Origin of the sequence: Streptomyces sp. DG2A-72 (assembly GCF_030499575.1) — a bacterium.
In the GTDB taxonomy this organism is placed as follows: Bacteria; Actinomycetota; Actinomycetes; order Streptomycetales; family Streptomycetaceae; genus Streptomyces.
This window is the reverse complement of sequence record NZ_JASTLC010000001.1, coordinates 1,161,380-1,181,671: the sequence shown is the minus strand read 5'-3', so window position 1 is coordinate 1,181,671 and position 20,292 is coordinate 1,161,380. Positions and strand designations below refer to the sequence as shown.

The following is a 20,292-nucleotide window of genomic DNA, read 5'->3' as shown; positions in this document are numbered from 1 at the left end:
TAGGGACGGGGACGTTGCGAGTACGTTGCGTGGCCTGTGCTGAGGTGAGGCGCCACGAATGGCGTCCGGTCAGCGGGCAGCCCCGCGCGGCCGGTCGGCGCGTGGCCGGTCGGCCGGTGCCGACAGCTCCGACTCCAGCGCGGCCAGCCGCGAGCGGACCGCGGCGGTCGGGCGTACGGCGGCCAGCGCACGCCAGACGTCGAGGTCGTCCTCGCCCCACGCCGCGTGTGCCCAGTCGGCCAGCAGGTCGGGGTCGCCGCGGGTGATCAGCGCCGTCCGGAGGCCGTCGGCCAGCCGGTGCCTCAGCCGCACCACCGCCGGTGCCTGCGAGGCGGGCAGCAGCGGGCCGGCATACGCCGTCACCGCCGCGGTGACCGCACCGGTCTCCAGGCGCCGCTCGACGACGGCGACGTCGGACTCGACCGGCATGGTCAGCCGGTAGGGCCGCGAGGCCAGGAGCCCGGGGCCGAGAAGTCTGCGCAGCCGGGCCAGTTCGGCGCGCAGGGTCACCGGTGTCACCGACTCGTCCTCGTACAGCGCGCACAGCAGCTCGTCGCCGGTCAGCCCCTCCGGATGGCGGGCCAGCAGCACCAGGATCTCGCTGTGCCGACGGCTGAGCCGGAGCCGGCGACCTCCCGAGACGAGCAGTGCCTCATCGCGGCCCAGCGCGGTCAACTCGGGTGTGTCGGCGGCCGGCTGCCCCTCGGGGAGCAGGGCCAGCTGGGACTCGGCGGCCCGAGCGACCGCTTGGACGAAGCCCAGGCTGTGCGGATGCGCGAGCCCGTCCCCGCCCGTGATGTCCACCGCGCCCAGCACCCGCCCGGTGCGCGGATCGTGCACCGGAGCCGCCGCACAGGTCCAGGGCTGCACCCGCCGGATGAAGTGTTCGGCGGCGAAGACCTGCACCGGACGGTCGACGGCGACAGCCGTGCCCGGCGCATTCGTGCCGACCGCGGTCTCCGCCCAGCGCGCGCCGGGCACGAAGTTCATCCGGTCCGCCCGTCGCCGGGTCGTCGGATGGCCCTCGACCCACAGCAGCCTGCCGCGGGCGTCGCACACCGCGAGCAGATGCTCGCCGTCGGCCGCGAACGTGCCCATGAGCTCCCGGAACAGCGGCATCACCCGTGCCAGTGGATGCTCGGCCCGATAGGAACCGAGGTCACCGTCCGCGAGCTCCACCCTTGCCGTGCCGTCGGGCCCGACCCCCGCCCGCACGGAACGCCGCCATGAGTCGGCCACCACCGCACGCACCGGCCGCGGCACCGTGCCCGCCTCGGTGAACGTCTCATGCGCGCGACGCAGCATCCGCACACGCTCGGCAGGGTCGGCCCCCGGCTCCAGGGCCACCCATGGATCGGTCAACTCGGCCTCCCGGACGGCGATGCGGCTGGGGACATCGTCACTCCGGGTGCGGGCGTGGACAACCACTTCGACCGGGGCCACCCGAACGAGGGGTGTGGTTCTTGGTCAGGCTCGGTCGATCGTTCTCAGGTCAGGCTCGGTCGAACAGTCTCAGGTCAGGCTCGATCGACCAGTCTCAGATAGCGCGCCCAGTCCCAGTTCGGCCCGGGATCGGTGTGATCCGTGCCCGGCACCTCGTGGTGCCCGATGATGTGCGCGCGGTCTCTCGGGATGCCGTGTCTGGTGCAGATCGCCGCGGTGAGTGCGGCCGACTCCTCGTACATCACGTCGGTGAAGTAGGCGGGCCGGTCCACCCAGCCCTCGTGCTCGATGCCGATGCTGCTCGTGTTGTACTCCCAGTTTCCCGCGTGCCAGGCGATGTCGGACTCCCGGACGCACTGCGCCACATGACCGTCGGCCGAGCGGACGACGTAGTGCGCGGACACCTCCTTCTTCGGGTTCTGGAAGATGGACAGGGTGGTGGTGAAGGTCGCCTGCGTGACATGGATGATCACGCGGTCGACCACTCGGTCCGTAGCCGGTTCTGCCGCCGTGTAGTTGGAGCCGTTCGCCGGCTGCCACTCGGCCGACGGGTGGTCGACGGCCTGGACGCGCGCTCCGGCCCGCGCGTCGGGGAGCAGCGCGTACGGTACGGCGGCCAGGGCGGCGCCCTTCAGCAGCCGGCGTCTCGTGGGGAGTGGTCTTGCCCGTTCCATGGGGGCGGTGCCTTTCGGTGGTCAGGAAGTCTTGCTCAGTTCCGCAGGGTTGCTGCCGTCTCCCGCAGCCGTGCATGCACGCCGCGATGAGTCTCGCGCGCGGGCAGCCACTGCTTGCGGAGCTTGGCCACGCAGGTGTAGTTGGTGTCGCACACATTGGCCAACGGCGACTCGACGCACTGGGTTGCGAATTGGTACGCGTCCAGCTCACTGAAGCCGTAGTCGCGCACCAGCCACCGCACCAGGTCGAGCTGGGATATCCGGAACGCGTCCTCCAGCGGGCGCGCCGAGCCCGTCGAGATGATGTGGGTGTCCGACTCGATGCGCGGCCAGGGCGTGGCGAGTCCCTTGAGTAGCTCGACGATCACCACCGTGTTCATCGCGCACTCGACGGCGACTCCGCAGGTCTCGCCCTCGCCCTGCCGGGCGTGGCCGTCTCCGAGGCTGAGCAGAGCGCACTCGACGTTCACCCCCAGGTAGCAGGTGACGCCGGCCCTCATCTCGGGTGTGTCCATATGTTGCCGCCGTGCGCGTCGGGTACCAGGGCCGAGCGCACCTCCAGGTTGGCGGGAGCCACGCCCACGGTGCCGTGCATCGGGTCGAGGGTCAGTTCGGCCTCGATGTCGCTGTCGTGCGCCCGGAACAGGGCCGTACGGCGGGTCCGGTCGAGTTGCCAGATCCAGACCGTCTCCGCGCACGGCGACGGTGTCGCCCGGCTCGGCGCCCTCGATGTGGAAGGGGCCGGTCTGCGGGTTGAGGAACGGGAACTCGCACACCTGCGTCACCAGGTCCTTCTCTGACCGCACGCGTCCGGCGAAGCAGTCCTCCGTGTAGAGATCGAGGACCGTGCCCGGCGCGATCCGGGCCACGGGTGGCACTCCGCCGAACGTCCAGGCGTACTCGCCCGGTTCGGGGCGCACGGTCAGAATCCGGGGGTCGCTCATCGCTGCACAGCTCCGTTCTGGCGGAAGGTCGGTGGGGGAGGGTTCGGTTCGCGGTGGACACGCGGTTACGGCTCTGCGCTCCGGACGCCGCCCCGACACGACGGCTGCGCCCCGCGTGGATCACGTTACGGCCCAGGCGGGGTGGGCAGAAGTGCGCTCCATATATCCGTGGACGGCTGCGGAATTGTGGACAACTCGCTCACTCGGACGAGTGAAGTCGCGCTGTGATCAGGCACGTTGGGACGGCCGCGGCTGGGGGCATCCGTCGATCAGGCGCGTTCGGCCACGGCCGCCGGATCGTCGAGCACCGCCCGTACGACGGAGTGCGCGGCACCCAGCAACGGCCCCTCGGGACCCAGTCGCGACACGGTCACCGGACATGCGGGCCCCGCTGTCCGGCGTGCCAACTCGGCTTCCAGCGAAGGCAGCAGCCACGGTGCGAGCCCGGCCAGCGCGCCGCCCAGCACCACGCCCTCGGGGTCCAGCAGATTGACGGCCCCGGTCAGCGCGATGCCGAGCGCTTCTCCCGCGTCGCGCAGCGCACGTCGTACGTCCGGGTCGCCGTCCGCCGCGCGCCCCGCGAGCAGCCCGACGCGGTCCTCGCCCGGCTCCAGACCGGCCGCTCGCAGCACCGCCTCCTCCCCGGCGTACTGCTCCAGGCACCCGCGGCCCCCGCACGGACACGCCGGTCCGTCCGGACGGACCGGCACATGCCCCAGCTCGCCCGCGAACCCCCGCGTCCCGCGTAGCAGTTGCCCGTCCACGACGACCGCCGCGCCGATGCCGATCTCGGCGGACACATGCAGGAAGTCGCTCGGGGTGCCTTCGCCGAGCCGGAGTTCGGCGAGCGCGCCGAAGTTGGCCTCGTTGCCGACGGTCAGCGGGAGGTCCGCGGGCAGCAGGGCGCCGAGGTCCGTGTCGTGCCAGTCGAGGTTCGGGGCGCGTACGACCGTTCGCGCGTCGCGCGCCACCAGGCCCGGTACGGCCACGGCGAGTCCGGCCGGCCACAGGCCCTCGCGCTCGGTCTCGGCGACGATCCGGCCCACCAGCTCGGTGAGCTCCTCGATCACCGGTCGGGGCGAGCGCCCACGGTTCGTGCCGTACCGCACGGCCCGCGCTCGCACCTCTCCCCGCAGATCGACCGCGCACACCGCGAGGTGATCCACGCCGACCTCCGCGCCGATCCCCGCCGGCCCGTGTGCGCTGACGGCGAGCGCCGAGCCGGGCCGTCCCACCCGGCCGGGCCGCTCGGGGCCCAGCTCCTCCAGCAGTCCCGAGCGGATCAGCTCGTCGACGAGGGTCGACACCGCGGCACGGGTCAGCCCGATGCGCGAGGCGACGGCGGCACGGGAAAGCGGCCCCTCGGCACTGACGGTGTGCATCACCCGGGCGAGGTTGCGCCGGCGCATGCCCTGTTGTGTGTCCGGCAGTGCGCGCCCGGTTCCTCCCGGGCGGGCCTCGTGCAGCGGTGCGGTCATGCCCCCGTCGTCCTCAGTGGTTTTCCGCGCTCCGCTCGAGCAGCGGGGCCGCGTCGGAGAGTACCCCGGAGATCCTGGCCAGGGTCGCCTCGTCCCGCTCCACCGCGTCCAGCACCGGACCCTCGGCGGTACGCCAGCGCCGGGCCACCGCGGCCGGATCCTCGCCGGTCAGCAGGCCGGCAGCCTGCGCGGCGGCGCCGAGCGCGACCAGTTCCTTGGCCTCGGGCACCTGCACGGGGCGCCCCGACAGCCGTCGTACGGTCTGCTGCCATGCCGTGCCCCGGGCGCCGCCGCCGATCAGCAGCAGCGGGGCCGACCGGTCCGCATCCTCGTCGTCTTCGTCGAGGACCAGGTCGAGCGCGCCCAGCAGCGCGTGGACGGCGCCGTCGTAGGCGGCCTGGAGGAGCTGGCCCGCGGTGGTGTCATGGCGCAGGCCGTGCAGCAGGCCGGAGGCGTGGGGGAGGGCGGGCGTGCGTTCGCCGTCCAGGTAGGGCAGCAGGGTGATGCCGGTGGCGGGTTCCACGGCCTCGCGGTCGAGGCCCAGCAGGGAGGCGACGCGGTCGACGGCGAGCGTGCAGTTCAGGGTGCAGGCCAGCGGCAGCCAGTCGCCGTGCGCGTCGGCGAAGCCGGCCACGGTTCCGGTCGGGTCGGTGGGGCGCCGCTTCGACACCGCGTACACCGTGCCCGAGGTGCCCAGGCTCAGCACCGGGGTGCCGGGACGCAGCCCGAGGCCCAGCGCGGCGGCGGCGTTGTCGCCGGTGCCCGGGGCGACCAGGGTGCCCTTGGAGAACGGCAGGTCATGGCTGTCGCGCACGGTGCCCGCGACCTCGCCGGGCCGCACCACGCGGGGCAGGAGGGCGGGGTCCAGCCCGACGTGCGCGAGGATCTCCGCGTCGTACGCCTCGGTCCCGGACGCCCACCAGCCCGTCCCGGACGCGTCGCCGCGGTCGGTCGTGCCCTGCCCGGTGAGGCGTTCGGTGAGGTAGTCGTGGGGGAGGCGTACGGCCTTGGTGGCGCGGACCGCGTCCGGCTCGTGCTCGGCCAGCCAGGCCCACTTCGTGACCGTGAAGGACGGTGCGGGGACGAGCCCGGTGCGCTCGGCCCAGACTTTCGCGCCGCCCAGCTCCTCGGTCAGCCGGCGCGCCTGCGGCGCCGAGCGCACGTCGTTCCACAGCAGGGCGGGGCGTACCGGATCGCCCTGGGCGTCCAGCGTGACGAGCCCGTGCTGCTGGCCGCCGATCGACACCGCCGCGGCCTCGTGCGCCGCGTCACCGCACTGGCGCAGGGCCTCGCACAGGGCTTCCCACCACTGGCGCGGATCGCTCTCCCGGCCCGCCCCGGAGGACACGGTGTGCGGCGCCTGGCCGCTCGCGACGACCTCACCGGTGGACACGTCGACGACCAGTGCCTTGGTGGACTGGGTGGACGTGTCCACGCCGACGACGAGCGGACCCTCGGCTGCTGACATCGGGCTCTCCCTTTTCTGCGGTCATGCGTGGCTCATGCGTGACTCATGTCTGGCTCATGCCTGACGAAAGACACCTTGTCTCTTCCCAGAGATGCCTCCGCATACTAATTTGTAAAGCGCCATGACGAAATAGTCGTGAGCGACAGTCGCAAGCGAGCAAGGGAGCCGCGGCATGAACTACCAGCCCACCCCCGAGGACAGGTTCACCTTCGGCCTGTGGACCGTCGGCTGGCAGGGAAGGGACCCGTTCGGCGACGCCACGCGGCGCGCCCTCGACCCGGTCGAGTCGGTGCAGCGCCTGGCCGAGCTCGGCGCCTACGGCGTGACCTTCCACGACGACGACCTGATCCCCTTCGGGTCCTCGGACACCGAGCGTGAGTCCCACATCAAGCGCTTCCGTCAGGCGCTCGACACCACCGGCATGACCGTGCCGATGGCCACGACGAACCTCTTCACGCACCCCGTCTTCAAGGACGGCGCCTTCACGGCGAACGACCGTGACGTGCGGCGCTACGCCCTGCGCAAGACGATCCGCAACATCGACCTGGCGGTCGAGCTCGGGGCCAAGACCTACGTCGCCTGGGGCGGCCGGGAGGGTGCCGAGTCCGGCGCCGCCAAGGACGTACGCGTCGCTCTGGACCGTATGAAGGAGGCCTTCGACCTCCTCGGCGAGTACGTCACCTCCCAGGGCTACGACCTGAAGTTCGCGATCGAGCCCAAGCCGAACGAGCCGCGCGGCGACATCCTGCTGCCCACCGTCGGCCACGCTCTGGCGTTCATCGAGCGCCTGGAGCGCCCCGAGCTGTACGGCGTGAACCCCGAGGTCGGCCATGAGCAGATGGCCGGGCTGAACTTCCCGCACGGCATCGCGCAGGCCCTGTGGGCGGGCAAGCTCTTCCACATCGACCTCAACGGCCAGTCCGGCATCAAGTACGACCAGGACCTGCGCTTCGGCGCCGGCGATCTGCGCTCCGCGTTCTGGCTGGTCGACCTCCTGGAGAGCGCCGGTTACGCCGGACCCCGCCACTTCGACTTCAAGCCGCCGCGGACCGAGGACCTGGACGGCGTGTGGGCGTCGGCCGCGGGCTGCATGCGCAACTACCTCATCCTGAAGGAGCGTGCAGCCGCCTTCCGTGCCGACCCGGAGGTCCAGGAGGCTCTGCGCGCCTCGCGACTGGACGAGCTGGCGCAGCCCACGGCTGCGGACGGTCTGCAGGCGCTGCTCGCCGACCGCTCGGCCTTCGAGGAGTTCGACGTGGAGGCGACCGCCGCGCGCGGGATGGCCTTCGAGCAGCTCGACCAGCTGGCCATGGACCATCTGCTGGGGGCGCGCGGCTGACCACGCGCGCGTGCCGGTGAGATCCGGCTGTCGGACGGTCCCCGCGCGGAATGCTCCGGAACCATGCGATCCATGCCATGAGTCCGTATCAACCGCCGTGCGGGGGTCGCGCGCTGCCCCGGTCCGCGGCGACGCTTGACGGTATGGCCATGCCGCCCGCACCGCCTCAGCCGCCCGGGCCTCCGGGTGGGACGCCGCCTCCGGGCGGTGGTTTCGGACCGCCGTCGTACGGTGACTGGCCGCCGCCGCAATCCGCTGTTCATCCTGATCGCCGCACTCCTGGGCGTCGCCGTCGTCGTCGCCGTGGTGCTGGTCGCCTCGGGAGGCAACGATTCGCCGGACGAGAAGACGCCCGCCGAGAGCAGCACGAGCGGCACCCCGCGGCCGTCCCTGAGCATCCCGACCGAGTTCCCCAGCAGACTGCCCAGCGAGGTGCCTTCGCTGCCCTCGGGGTTCCCGAGCGAGCTGCCGAGCGGCCTGCCGAGCGACATCGAGTCACTGCTGCCGTCGCTGGGGGTCGACCTGCCGTAGGACGACGTGTTTCGTGCGGCACGCGCGCGTGCCGCACTCTCACGGGCCTGGATCAGATCCCGCGCGGCAGCCGCACGTACGTCACGGTCGTCTCGACGCCGCTGTCCACGAGCCGGCCGTTCGCGTCGAACGCGCCGGTGCCGTCCGTCATGCCGAAGTCGTTGTCGTTGATCAGGGCGAGCGTGTCGCGATCCACGCGCGCGACGCCCTCGATCTTCCCGGGCACGCCGTCGACCGTGCCCAGGTCGACGAGCAGGCGCTTGGCCAGAACGGGCACACCGGAGGCCGCCGGGTCGTCGAGCTGCTCCAGCGACGGGGAGGTCGTGTCGTCGTCCCAGGGGCCGCCGAGGATGTTCGCCTTGCGTCCCAGGTGCACGATCTGCAGCCGCGCGGCCTTGTCCGTGCGCTCCTCGACCAGCAGCCGGTCCCGGCCCACGGCGACCACCGAGGAGATCTTCAGCTCGGAGGTGTCGTCCTCGCTCGGGTCCACCACGTTCACCGGGTCGAAGCGGTACGCGTACTCGGCGGTGACCGCCTCCTTCTTCGGCGAGAAGCGCAGCAGCCGGATGGTGCGCGAGGCGTCCCCCGCATCCCCGTCGGGGAGGGACAACGGACTCTGCACGGCCATCACCAGGTCACCGCCGGGCAGTTGGGCGAGTCCCTCGAAGCCCCGGTTGATCTTCCGGTGCAGCAGGACGGACGGCAGCGCCTCCATGACCGGGTAGTCCGCGCCCGTGAGGTTCAGCCCCTCGGGCACATAGCGCGCCAGCACCCTCCCGCGCGCGGAGACATGCACCAGGGAGGGCCCGTACTCGTCGACGAGCCAGAAACTCCCGTCCCCGGCCCGCACGACGCCCTCGGTGTCCAGCCCGTTCGCGTTGTACGACAGAGGCGTCTGCGCGTCATAGGAGTACGGCGCCTCGTCGCGCCCCTTCTGGTTCGGCAGGCCGGTGACCGGCTTCCCGGAGGAGGTGGTGATCGGGATCGCGTCCAGCACCTTCACGGTGTCACCGGACACCCGGATCTTCACGATCGCCGGGTCGAAGCCGGGCACGGGGAAGGTGCGGCGCTTGGTGCCGTCCACCTTGATCTGGCCGTTGGGCCCGCGGTCGGTGACCGTCCAGAACTCGCCCTTGCGGCCCGCCGGATAGATGTCACTGCCGATGCCACCGAGGTCCACGCCCCGGTCGTCGGCCACCGTGCCCGGCAGCAGCGCGTTGCTGAACGTGCCGAGCGGGATGTCGCCGAGCGTGGCCGTACGGGTGACGTGCGGGGCCGTGGTCGTCGACCCCGAGGCCGGACCCGCCGTCACCAGCGCGGCGGCCACCACCGCCAGCGGCACACCCACGGCGAGGGAACGGTGGAAGCGGCGCCGGCCGGTGGCGTACGGGGACATCAGGGCCTCCTGAGGAGCAAGTTCGACGACAGCGGCCAGAGTTGGGCCTCGCATCGAACGCCGTACGACCTTCAGGTGAACGTGGGGCGGCGGACGCTCGTCGAGAGGAACACCACGACGTCCGTCTCGTCCCCCGGCACCGGTTCGAGCTCCTGCCAGCCGATACGGCGGTAGAAGGCCACGGCGTCGTGCGCCTGATTCCAGGTCAGCAGCCACGCCCTGCCGTCGGGTGCGGTGGCCGTGAGCGCGGACAGAAGCCGTTGCCCGAGACCGCCGCCACGCGCGCGTGCCCGTACTCCCAGTTCGTCGATCTCCAGGGCGCCCACGAGCAGTTGGTTCACTCGGTCCGCGCCGAGCCGTCGGGTCACCTTCGGGTAGGCGCGGTCGGTGCGGAACGGGGCCTGGGTGATCCACCCCGTGGCGAAGCCGTCGACCTCACCGGCGTCGGAGAGCGCCAGTACGGCGCGGAACCCGGGGCGAAGCGCGTCCCTCTCCAGTCGCTCCCGGAACTCCACCCTGGTCGCCTCTGGTTCCCGGGTCTCCCACGGCGGCGCCCCGAAGACCTCCGCATATGCCTCGGAGAGCTGGTCGGCGACGGTGAGTATGTCCTGGCCGAAATGCTTCATGATGCGCCAACTTACCGTCCTCGGCGGCCCCTTCAGGCGAATGGATCTCTGCCGACGCCAGTGCCGCCGGCTGTTCGCCTCAGTGAGGCTCTGGTAACGAGGTTCCGAGAGCGCAGGGGAGGTTCTCCCGCGAGTCGACGCCGAGCTTCCGGTACGCCTGCGTGAGGTGCCACTCCACTGTCTTGACCGTCACGAAGAGCGCCTGCGAGATGTCCCGGTTGCTCAGGCCCTCGGCGGCCAGGGCCGCCACCCGCTCTTCAGCGGGCGTCAGCGTGGACGGAGACCGCTTGCGGCGTCCCGGGCCGCGGGCGGGGGCGCCGAGCGACAGCAACTCCTCCCGGGCCCGGCTGTGCAGGGGGTACGCCCCGCAGTCACCGGCCAGTTCGACGGCGAGCCGGAGCTGTTCGCGTGCCGTCGAGGTCTTGCCGGCCTTGCCCAGCGCCCTGCCGTGGATGTACAGGGTGTGGGCCCGTTCGAGGAGTGCCGGTGAGCCGTCCAGCAGGTCGACGGCCTCCTCCAGCAGGAGCAGGGCGCGGTCCGGGGCCGCGGTCGAGGCCAGGGCCCGCAACACGACGGCCAGGGGGCGAGCGGCTCCGAACGCGTACGCACGGGCGAGCTCCTCCTCGCCCAGCTCGCGCGCGTCCCGCACCCGTCCGCTGCGGTGGAGGGCCGTGATCATCGGTGCCCACGTACCGACCGACCCCGCCGCCGGGCCGAGTTCCGCGTCGAGTCTTCGTCCCCGCACCAGGTCGGCCACCCCCGCGTCGGTCTGCCCGAGCGCGAGCCGCAGCCGTCCACGGGCGCGCAGCAGGGGGAGGTGGGCGGATGTGTCACCCTCGACGTCGAGCAGCTCACGTGTCGACAGCTCAGTGGTGGCCCGCTCCAATTCGCCCTGCTCGATCAGCGCCTCGACCAGGGCCGCCGCCGCCATCGGTTGCGCGATCGTGGGGCGGCCCGCCGACTCGCTCGCCTCCAGGGCCGTGGTGGCGAGCTCGGCGGCGGCGGACACCTGCCCGAGTCGCAGCTCGACGTACGCCTGCAGGCAGTGGTCGAGGTGGAACAGGTGGACTCCCCGGCGCCGGGCCTCGTCAGCCAGCGCCCGTACGGCGCGGCGTGCCTGCGGGAGCCGGTCGCAGACAGCCAGGGACCAGGTCGCGGTGAGGGCCGCACCCCAGCCGACGCCGTTCTCGGTGGGCAGGCCGGCCCGGCGCAGCACGTCGTCGGCCGAGTCCGCCATCCGCGTGGCGTCCGTTCCGTTCCACAACTGGTCGAGAAGGAGGTGAACGCTCCCGTGGGAGCTTGTCCCGGCCGACTGCTCCCGGATCTGGGCCAGGCGTTGTCGGCGGAGCTCACGGGCCCCGGGGGACAGCCTGCCGATCCAGGACAACGCGTCGTCCAGGTCCGCGACGGCATCCCCCACCGGAAGTTCTGCGATGGTGTCGGCCAGCACGGTGACGGCCTCCTCGAACCGGGAGCCGGCCGCGAGCGCCCAGGCCAAGTCCCGCGCGACGGCGCCGCGGGCGTCCGGGTCGGACGTGTGCTCCAGTGCTTCCCTGAGGTGTCCGGCCGCCGCCTCGTGGTCGACCGACAGCTCCGCCGTGCCGAGGCGGGTCAGGACCATCGGCAGATCGCGGCCGGCCGGTGGCTCGCGCAGGGCACGGCGCAGGTAGGGGATGGTCTCCGGCTCGCCGCCCCGCGCTGTCGCTGCTGCGGCGGCGTCCAGCAGGCTTCTGACGGTCCGCCGGTCGCCCTGGGTGGGCGCTTCCAGCAGATGTCCGGCAATCTGCTCCGGTGAGGCCCCGGTGGTGGCCAGTGCTCGCGCCGCGCGGGCGTGCAACTGGCCGCGGGTGAGCAGCGGGGTGCTGTCCTGGACCGCCGTGCGCACCAGCGGTTGCGCGAACCGCAGCACCGGGCCGTCGACCAGGATCTCCGCGTCGATCAGCGCGGCGAGTGCCTTCTCGACTCCGGTGTCGGTGCGGCCGGTGGTCCGCTCCACCACCCATGGTTCCGTCGCGCGGCCCAGCACCGCGACCGCCTGAGCCAGTTCGAGGGACGGCCCCGGGAGGCTGCGCAGCTTGCGGATGATCCAGCGCATGAGACTCCGGGGCGCGCGTTTGGTCAGCCAGTCCCGGCCGGTCCTGGCCGTTCGCCCGGGGCCGGTGGCCGCCTCGTCGAGCAAGGCTCGCACCAGCATCGGGTTGCCGTCGGTCGCCTCGAAGATCGACTCGGCGATCGCCGTGGGGTCGGGTCCGCCGACGGTCTCCGCGACGACCTGCTCCAGGGCCCGCAGGCTCAGCGGCGCCGGCCGGAGCACGGTCGATTCGAAAGAGGTGACCACGGTGCCCAGCAGGTCGGCGGCCGGACTGGGGCCGCGGGGTTCCACGGCGACGGTCAGCACGATGGGGCTGCGCCCGACACGGGCGGCGAGGTAACTGAGGAATCGTAATGAGGGCAGATCGGCCAGTTGTGCGTCGTCGACCACGAGTACGAGGCGCTGGTCACTGGCGAGGTCGAGAAAGATGCGGTGCAACTCGTGGAGCAGTGAGTGCCATTCCGCTGCGTGCGTCTCGTCCGGCAGTTTGCCGTGCAGCAGGCGCGCGATGCGTGAACCGTGCAGTCGGCCGGGCATATCTCCGCCCGGAAGGTCCTCGGCCGCGGATTCAATCAGTTGCGCGACCGCTCCCAGGGCGAATGAGCCCTCGAATTCGTTCCCTCTCGCATGGAGTACCAGGAATTTATTGTCGACGGCCTTGCCGTGCAGGAGGTGCAGGAGGCTTGACTTGCCTGTCCCTGGTGCACCTTCGACTGCGATAACTCCACCGAATCCGCCGCGCAGATCGTCGAGTCTTCTCTCGATCTCGGATATTTCCGCTTGCCGTTCGAGAAGTGCGGTGTGTGAGCTGTTGAATAAGTGAGTTACCACGGTCAGTGCTTCCCCGTATCGCCTGGCCGAGAACATTTCACTGCTACTTTATTTCTGAACTCAGGAGCGAACTCAGATTACACGACCCCTGGCCGAGCGTCCAGGATAATTTTCGAGGGTCGGACTATAGTCTGCTGGTCCCGCGGGTGTCGGCGGTCACCTGTCTCGGCAGCCGATAGGTTGCTCGCCCGTCTTTAAATTGGCGCGAAATGGTCACAAGGGGCCGGGCGGCGGCCGGTCGCCCCAGGCCGCCACCGCACCCCAGAGTTTCGGTCGGCACCCCGGGAATCGGGCCGCACACCGCATGAAAATTTCTGGGGTTCTGCCGGGGACCGACGTCGGACACAATCGGCTCGTCCCCTCACTCCAGGAGCCATCGGTATGCCACGTGGTCGGCCGGTCACCGCGCCCTGTTCGATGGAGCTCTGCGACCCGGACCTCTACGCTCAGGGACGCCCCGAGGAGCTCTGGCAGCGGATGCGGCGGGCAGCTCCCGTGCACGAGGGCGAGTACGACGGTCGCCGGTTCCACGCCGTGCTGTCGCACGCCGAGATCTCCCGGGTCGTCAAGGACACCCGGAACTTCACTTCCCAGCAGGGCATGCGGCTGGACCAGAACCCCGCCGCGACGGCGGCGGCCTCGGGCAAAATGCTGATCATCACCGATCCGCCGCGGCACGGCGGGATCCGACGGATCGTCAGCGGCGCCTTCACCCCGCGCATGGTGGCCCGGCTGGAGCGCACCATGCGCGACACGGTCACCGCCGTCCTGGACGAAGCCCTGGAGGCCGGCGAGTGCGACTTCACCCGGGTCGCGGCCAGGCTGCCGCTCACGGTGATCTGCGACATGCTCGGCGTGCCGCCCGGCGACCGGGACTTCATGCTGGAGCGCACCATGGTGGCCTTCGGCGCGGGAACGGGAACCGACCCGCTCGCGTCGGCCGCGGCACACGTGGACATCCTGTCGTACTACGAGGAACTGCTGGCCCGCCGTAGACGCGAACCCCAGGAGGACATCGTCACCGCGCTGGCACACGGCGCGGTCGACGGTGTTCCCCTCACAGATGAGGAGATCTTCCTCAACTGTGACGGGCTCGTGTCGGGAGGCAACGAGACCACACGGCACGCGAGCGTCGGCGGCCTGCTGGCACTGGTGCGGAGTCCATCGCAGTGGGAGTCGTTGCGCGAGGACCCGGATCTGCTGCCGACCGCGGTGCAGGAGATCCTGCGGTTCACCAGCCCCGCGATGCACGTGCTGCGCACGTCCACCGCCGCGGTGGAGATCGCCGGTCACGCGCTGGCCCCCGGCGACCAGGTGGCGCTGTGGCTGGCCGCGGGCAACCGCGACGACGCCGTGTTCCCGGACCCCGACCGATTCGACGTGACCCGGCGGCCCAACCCCCATCTGGCCTTCGCCGCCGGGCCCCACTACTGCCTCGGCGCGGCACTCGCCACGCGGGAGCTCACCGTTCTGTTCGAGGAACTGCTGCGGCGGGTGCGTGGCGCCGAGCTGACCGGTCCGCCGCGGCGGACGCGGTCGATCCTGATCTGGGGCTACGACGCGCTGCCCGTGCGACTCGTCGCCGCATGACCCATCGCGCGAGCCGGAGGAAGCGATCATGAGCGAGGAACGGACCGCGCACGCCGTACCCGGCGCGGCGCGGCAGGAGGTGAGCCTCCCGGACGGCCGACGGGTGTCGTGCACCAGCCCCGCGGAGGCGTTGCTCATCTGGCGGGAGGCGACCGGCAGCGGCCTGTACGGGCTCGCCGCACGGGAGTTGCGCCCCCACGACTCGGTTCTCGACATCGGCGCCAACGTCGGGCTGGTGTCGATCGCGTTCACGGACGCGCAGCGCACGCTCCGGATCGTCGCCGCGGAACCGGTTCCGGACGTCTTCGCCTGTCTGCGGGACAACATCACCCGCCACGTCCCGGGAGCGACCGCGGTGCGCACCGCCGTGGGAGCCGCGTCCGGTGTCCAGGACTTCACCTACTACCCGGCAGCCCCCGGCAACTCCGGCCTGTACGCCGACCGAGCGGCCGACGACGCCCTCACCAGGACCTTCCTGCGCCACGGCGGTCTCGACGAGGAAGCCGTCGACATGATGATCGACGGACTGCACGACGGCCGGACGATCCAGGTCCCGGTCACGACGGTCTCCGACCTCATGAGTGAGCAGGATCTCCGATCCGTCGCGCTGCTCAAGGTGGACGTCGAGCGTGCGGAACTCGACGTCCTGCGCGGTGTCGATGCCGCCGACTGGCCGCGCATCGGCGCTGTCGTGGCGGAGGTCCACGACGAGGGAGGCCGGCTCACACAGCTGAGCGAGTTGCTGCGGGACGTGGGCTTCTCGCTGCGGGTGCGGCAGGACCCCGCACTGCGCGGCACCGAGTTGTACGAGGTCTACGCCTACCGGGCGGAGCGCTCGCGGGAACCGGTCGTGACGCACGACGCCCACGAGGAGGCGGGCCGATGAGCGCCGAGCGGGCAAGGCTCGTCACGCTGGGCGGAGCGCAGCGGCAGGAGGCGAAGTGGACGCTGGTCTGCGTGCCCCACGCCGGTGGCAGCGCCGTGGCCTTCCACTCCTGGCACCGGGTGTTCGGCCCACGCGGCATCGCGGTCCGGGCCGTGCACTGGGAACGGCCCGACGGGTCGGAACGCCGCTCCAGCATCGAGTCCCGCGCCGCCGCCCTCGCGAGCACGGTGCGCGAGCTTGCGGAGCCGTGGATCCTGCTGGGCCACAGTCTCGGTGCGTTGATCGCCGCGGAGACGGTGCGCCGGCTGGAGAACTCGGCCGGGCCGCTCCCGGAGCGTGCGGTGCTGTGCGCTGCTGCGCCTCCCGGCTCCCGGCGGACCTTTCCGCCCGATGTGCTCAGAGCGTCCGACGAGCGCATGACCGCCTACGTCCGACGGCTCGGCGGTACGGACGAAAGCCTCCTGACCGATCCCGAGTTCGGCCCGCAGGTCCTGGCCGGGCTGCGCGCCGACCTGGACCTGATCGAGCGGTACACACCGGATTTTGCGTACCCGTTGAAGTCGCCGGTCTCGGTGTACGGCGCCGCGGCGGACCACGACGTCCCGGTCGAGACGCTTCAGGGGTGGCGGCAGGTGGCCCCGGGAGCCCGGGTGCGCGTCTTCGGCGGCAACCACTTCTTCCTGCATGACGACCCGGCCGCGGTCTGCGAGGCGGTGACCGCGGACTGCGCGCAGGACGGTCTGGACTGGGCCCGCGGATAGAATCGCCCGATGCCGCCACACCGTCCGGGCACACGTTCCACGCGTGCCGTATCCGGAGTCCTCCGTGTCCGATAGGCCACCGAACCCGTACACGACCGCCGCATTGGCACGCCTGGTCCTCGCCGACCGGGCCCGCGACACCGTCGACGAGGCGCTCCGCCTGGTGCCCACCGTCGACGACGACCGGCGCACCGCGCAGGAACTGCTGCTCCAGGCACTCCGGGTGCGCTCGCACGTCGACAAGCTGGTGGAGGCCGCCGTCCTCAACGCACGGGAGAACGGCTCCGACTGGACCGAGATCGCCGTCGCGATCGGCATCCGGACCGAGTCCGTCGCCGAGCGATGGCTGCCGGAGGAGCAGCGCTGGCGCGCCGGTCTGGCCCACCCGCTGCGGCACGAGCCCGGCGCGGACCTACCGGAGCTGACGGTCCCTCAGGCCGCTTATGCGCCGGAGGCGTACGCGCACGACCTCGACGGCTGGGCGGGCCGGCATCTCGATCCCGTCGAGAGCGAGCGGTGGCGCGAGCGCGGCCTCGACGCGACCCGCCCCGTGTCCGGAGGACTGGCCCGCGCGGACGACGCCGACGCCGGCGACCCGTGAGACCGGCCGGCGGAAACCGGCGGAGGGCGATGCCCGCGTCCGCCGCTCCGCCGTCAGGCGGACGAGTCGCTGGGCCCGTTCAGCCGTAGCGGCAGGTGCTCGAGCTTCCGCATGCCGGACACCGGCTGCCAGTTCAGCTCCTCGGGGCTCACGGCCAGGGCCAGCGCGGGCCAGCGGGCGAGCAACCGTCCCAGCGCGATCTCTGCCTGGTGGCGTGCCAGCCCGGCGCCGAGGCAGTAGTGCGGCCCGGCGCCGAACGACACGTGTGCCTCCCCGCGGGTCCGGTTCTGCCGGGTGACGTCCAGGCGCTCCGGCTCCGGGAACTCCCGCGGATCGTGGTTGGCGCCGCTCAGCGCGGCCATCACCGCGTCCCCCGCCTGAAACGCCGCCCACCCGAGGTCGGCGTCCTCGGTGACGTACCGCATCCGCGACACCAGGACGGGCCCGCACCAGCGCAGCAACTCGTGCACCGCCTGCGGCATCAGCTCCGGGTCGGCGCGGACCAGCGCCAGCTGGTCGGGGTGGGTCAGCAGCGCCCAGACGCTGTTGGCGAGGAAGTTGGCCGTGGTGTCGTGCCCCGCGATGACCAGACTGAGCACCATCGTGACCAGTTCCCGGTCGGTGAGACGGTCGCCGTCCTGCGCCCGGATCAGTTCGCTGATCAGGTCGTCCGCCGGCTGGGACCGGCGACGCCCGACCAGCGCCTGCGTGTAGTCCACGAGCGGGCCGAGCGTCTCCCCCAGCTTCTCCTGCTCGAACGAGAGCGCGTGGGTCCAGCGCAGCCAGGCGGGGCGGTCGGCCATCGGCACCCCGACGAGTTCACAGATCACCGTGATGGGCAGCGGGTAGGCGAACAGGCTGAGGAAGTCGACGACGCCGTCCTCGGCGTGTTCCGCCAGCCCGTCCAGGAGATCGTCCGTGAGCCGCTCGATGCGCGGACGCAGGTTGAGGATGCGCCGCGCGGTGAACGCGGGCGCCACCAGACGGCGCAGCCTGCTGTGGCTCGCCCCGTCGTTGTCGAGCAGCGTGTCCGCGAGATACGGGATGAGCTCCTCGGCGAGGCCGAGGTTCCGCATCGCGTTGACCTGCATGAGCGGCGCGCCGCCCGGGACCGAGGCCGGATCGTTCGCGAACCGGGGATCGGCGAGCATCGACCGTACGCCCTCATGGCGTCCGACGACCCACATCAGTGACCCGTCGAGCGAGCGCATGGGACAGGCTGCTGCCTGCTCCCTCATATGCGTGTACACGGCGTGCGGGTCGGAAATCACGTTGGGCGGCGCATGTACGTCGCTCGAATTCTGCTGATCGCTGACAGGCTGACCACTCACGGCTGCCCTCCGTCTGACCCAGGCGTACCGGAAGTTCGGCATCGGATCCGCAATGTACCCGCGCCCGTGCTCGCCGCCACAACCCCGGACTACGCAGAGTCCTCGTGCGTTCATCCTGGGGTCCTTCTGGGGTGGACCCCTGGTGCGGTGACCGACCCGCCGTCGCAAGGATTGCCAGGAATCTTCTGACTGCACGACGGCGGGGGCAGTGTGAGCGTGTATGGATCTTCGGCAAACCGGCATCGCAACGGCACCGGCGTACTCGCTGGACGGAGGAGGCTCGCTGCACCGGTGGTTGCGGGACATGCGGCTGCGCCATCCGGTGCATCAGGATCCGCTCACTCGCGTGTGGACGCTCTACCGGCACCGTGACATCACACAGGCCACCGCCGACCCGGCCGCCTTCTCGTCGGAGCTGTGGCGGCATCTGCCCGGGGAGATGGGCACCGGCAACCTCACCGCGGGCAACCTGACAGCGATGGATCCGCCCCGGCATCGCCTGGTGCGGGATCTGGTCAGTCGCTCGTTCACGGCCCGTGCGGTCGCGGGACTGCGGCCCAGGATCACCGCCATCGCGACCCGACTGGTCGACGCCGTCGCCGACCGCGGTGAGATGGACGTCGTCGCCGACCTCTCCGATCCGCTTCCCGTCCTGGTGATCGGCGATCTGCTCGGTCTGCCGACGGAGGAATGGGAGCTGTTCCGTGACTGGGCGCAGCGCCTGCTCTCGTTCGACAAGGGCAACCTGACGGACGAAGCGGTCCGTAAGCGCGTCGCGGACACCCAGCAGGAGCTGCTGGACTACCTGAAGGTCCACTGCCGGCGGCGCCGGGCGAATCCCCAGGACGATCTGATCAGCCGCCTGACCCAGGCCGAGGTCGGCGGGGAGCGGCTCACCGAGGAAGAGGTGGTGAACTTCGCCAACCTCCTCCTGCTCGCCGGTCATGTGACGACCACGCTGCTGCTGGCGAACATCGTCCTGACACTCGACGAGCACCCCGCCGCGGCAGCCGAGGTACGCGCCGACCGGGCGCTGATTCCGGGGGCCATCGAGGAGACCCTCCGGTACCGGCCGGTGATCGTCAGCAATATGCGCGTCACCACCCGCGCGGTCACGGTCGGTGCCGAACAGCTGCCGGCGGGCCAGTTCGTGTCGTTGTCGTTCATCTCCGGCAACCGCGACGAGCAGCACTTCACCGACGCCGACCGGTTCGACATCCACCGTGACGCCCGCAAGCATCTGGGGTTCGGCCATGGGATCCACTACTGCCTGGGTGCGCCGCTGGCCCGCCTCGAGCTGGAGATCGCACTCGAGGCGATACTCGACCGCTTCAGCCGGTTCGAGGTGACGGGCACGCCCGTCGACTACTACGACACGCCCGGGGTCGCCGGTCCGCGTTCCCTGCGCATCGCCTTCCGTCACCACTGATCCGACACCTCGGGTCGCCGCACATGACGCGATCGACGGTCACCACGTCCTGCCGACAGGTCCACGCGGAGAGAGCCATGAAACTCACCGAGGAACAGCTCGCCAGCTTCCACAACGACGGATTCGTGCTGCTGGAGGACGCGTTCTCCGGCGATGAGATCGATGCCCTGTGCATCGCGCTGGCCGAGGACCAGCGCGTGCCGGGCCCGTGTCTGATCACCGAGAACGACGGCGTCACCCCGCGGTCGATCTACGCCTCGCACACCCGCCACCCGGTCTTCGAGCGGCTGGTACGCACCGAGCGGCTGCTCGGCCCGGCCCGGCAGATCACCGGCGAGGACCTCTACGTACACCAGATGAAGATCAACTCGAAGCAGGCGTTCGGCGGCGAGCGGTGGGCGTGGCACCAGGACTACATCGTCTGGCGCGACGCCGACAACATGCCGGCCGCCTCGCAGGTGAACGTCGCGCTCTTCCTCGACGACGTCACCGAGTTCAACGGCCCGGTGATCTTCCTGCGCGGCTCGCACCGGCTCGGCACGCTGGAACGCGGCGCGTCCGCGCAGGACCACGGCACCGGCCACATCGACCCGGACGCGTACTCCCTGACCCCGGCCGAACTCGCCGATCTGGTCAAGCAGCACGAGATGGTCAGCCCGAAGGGTGCGCGTGGCGGCGTGCTGCTGTTCAGCTCGCAGATCGTCCACGGGTCCGGGACCAACGTCTCCCCGTTCGCCCGCCGCCTGCTGATCCTCACCTACAACCCGGTGTCGGCCGCGCCGCGCCCGGTCGGCGCCCCACGCCCGGAGCACCTCGTAGGCCGCGACCACACGCCGCTCGAGGTCGACCGCGGTCCGCTCGACCGCACCTGA

The 20,292-nt window shown here is 71.3% G+C and carries 17 protein-coding genes; 8 read left to right on the top strand and 9 right to left on the bottom strand.

What is annotated here, in order from left to right:
* Positions 1–69 precede the first annotated feature (69 nt).
* The 5 genes from QQY66_RS05715 to xylB form a co-directional block, all read right to left on the bottom strand.
* The gene (locus QQY66_RS05715; RefSeq protein WP_301987183.1) at positions 70–1,362 is read right to left on the bottom strand and encodes a GAF domain-containing protein; all 1,293 of its coding nucleotides are present in this window, start codon (positions 1,360–1,362) and stop codon (positions 70–72) included.
* A 155-nt stretch (positions 1,363–1,517) separates the two neighbouring features.
* Positions 1,518–2,117: an N-acetylmuramoyl-L-alanine amidase gene (locus QQY66_RS05710; protein ID WP_301977988.1), complete on the bottom strand. Its 600-nt coding sequence runs from the start codon at positions 2,115–2,117 to the stop codon at positions 1,518–1,520.
* 35 nt (positions 2,118–2,152) lie between these two features.
* Entirely contained in the window at positions 2,153–3,061 is a 909-nt protein-coding gene (locus QQY66_RS05705) for an acetamidase/formamidase family protein (protein ID WP_301977987.1), read from the bottom strand.
* A gap of 269 nt (positions 3,062–3,330) precedes the next feature.
* On the bottom strand, positions 3,331–4,539 hold the full coding sequence (locus QQY66_RS05700; protein WP_301977986.1) for an ROK family transcriptional regulator: 1,209 nt from the start codon (positions 4,537–4,539) through the stop codon (positions 3,331–3,333).
* 13 nt (positions 4,540–4,552) lie between these two features.
* A complete protein-coding gene (gene xylB / locus QQY66_RS05695) occupies positions 4,553–6,007 on the bottom strand; it encodes a xylulokinase (protein ID WP_301977985.1) in 1,455 nt (484 codons plus the stop codon).
* Positions 6,008–6,179: 172 nt separating this feature from the next.
* Here xylB and xylA point away from each other — a divergent pair, with 172 nt between their 5' ends.
* Together xylA and QQY66_RS05685 are read left to right on the top strand one after the other, a co-directional pair.
* Entirely contained in the window at positions 6,180–7,346 is a 1,167-nt protein-coding gene (xylA, locus tag QQY66_RS05690; protein WP_301977984.1) for a xylose isomerase, read from the top strand.
* Between the two features lie 231 nt (positions 7,347–7,577).
* Positions 7,578–7,877, top strand: a complete 300-nt coding sequence (locus QQY66_RS05685) for a hypothetical protein (protein ID WP_301977983.1) — start codon at positions 7,578–7,580, stop codon at positions 7,875–7,877.
* 52 nt (positions 7,878–7,929) lie between these two features.
* On the opposite strand, the gene QQY66_RS05680 is transcribed toward QQY66_RS05685, so the two are convergent.
* The 3 genes from QQY66_RS05680 to QQY66_RS05670 form a co-directional block, all read right to left on the bottom strand.
* On the bottom strand, positions 7,930–9,273 hold the full coding sequence (locus tag QQY66_RS05680; RefSeq protein WP_301977982.1) for an esterase-like activity of phytase family protein: 1,344 nt from the start codon (positions 9,271–9,273) through the stop codon (positions 7,930–7,932).
* 71 nt (positions 9,274–9,344) lie between these two features.
* Positions 9,345–9,899, bottom strand: coding sequence for a GNAT family N-acetyltransferase (locus QQY66_RS05675; protein ID WP_301977981.1), 555 nt, complete (start codon positions 9,897–9,899; stop codon positions 9,345–9,347).
* 79 nt (positions 9,900–9,978) lie between these two features.
* Positions 9,979–12,858 (bottom strand): LuxR family transcriptional regulator, encoded by a 2,880-nt coding sequence (locus QQY66_RS05670; protein WP_301977980.1) that lies wholly within the window; start codon positions 12,856–12,858, stop codon positions 9,979–9,981.
* A gap of 345 nt (positions 12,859–13,203) precedes the next feature.
* On the opposite strand from QQY66_RS05670, the gene QQY66_RS05665 reads away from it, so the two are divergent.
* The 4 genes from QQY66_RS05665 (at position 13,204) to QQY66_RS05650 (ending at position 16,660) form a co-directional block, all read left to right on the top strand.
* The gene (locus tag QQY66_RS05665; protein WP_301977979.1) at positions 13,204–14,412 is read left to right on the top strand and encodes a cytochrome P450; all 1,209 of its coding nucleotides are present in this window, start codon (positions 13,204–13,206) and stop codon (positions 14,410–14,412) included.
* Between the two features lie 28 nt (positions 14,413–14,440).
* Complete coding sequence (locus QQY66_RS05660) at positions 14,441–15,298, top strand: FkbM family methyltransferase (RefSeq protein WP_301977978.1); 858 nt, start codon at positions 14,441–14,443, stop codon at positions 15,296–15,298.
* Entirely contained in the window at positions 15,295–16,059 is a 765-nt protein-coding gene (locus QQY66_RS05655) for a thioesterase II family protein (protein WP_301977977.1), read from the top strand. Before QQY66_RS05660 ends, QQY66_RS05655 begins: the two co-directional genes overlap by 4 nt.
* A gap of 64 nt (positions 16,060–16,123) precedes the next feature.
* Entirely contained in the window at positions 16,124–16,660 is a 537-nt protein-coding gene (locus QQY66_RS05650; RefSeq protein WP_301977976.1) for a hypothetical protein, read from the top strand.
* A 53-nt stretch (positions 16,661–16,713) separates the two neighbouring features.
* Here QQY66_RS05650 and QQY66_RS05645 read toward each other — a convergent pair whose 3' ends face one another.
* Complete coding sequence (locus QQY66_RS05645; protein WP_301977975.1) at positions 16,714–17,991, bottom strand: cytochrome P450; 1,278 nt, start codon at positions 17,989–17,991, stop codon at positions 16,714–16,716.
* A gap of 220 nt (positions 17,992–18,211) precedes the next feature.
* Here QQY66_RS05645 and QQY66_RS05640 point away from each other — a divergent pair, with 220 nt between their 5' ends.
* Together QQY66_RS05640 and QQY66_RS05635 are read left to right on the top strand one after the other, a co-directional pair.
* Positions 18,212–19,420, top strand: coding sequence for a cytochrome P450 (locus QQY66_RS05640; RefSeq protein ID WP_301977974.1), 1,209 nt, complete (start codon positions 18,212–18,214; stop codon positions 19,418–19,420).
* A 77-nt stretch (positions 19,421–19,497) separates the two neighbouring features.
* Positions 19,498–20,292 (top strand): phytanoyl-CoA dioxygenase family protein, encoded by a 795-nt coding sequence (locus QQY66_RS05635; protein WP_301977973.1) that lies wholly within the window; start codon positions 19,498–19,500, stop codon positions 20,290–20,292.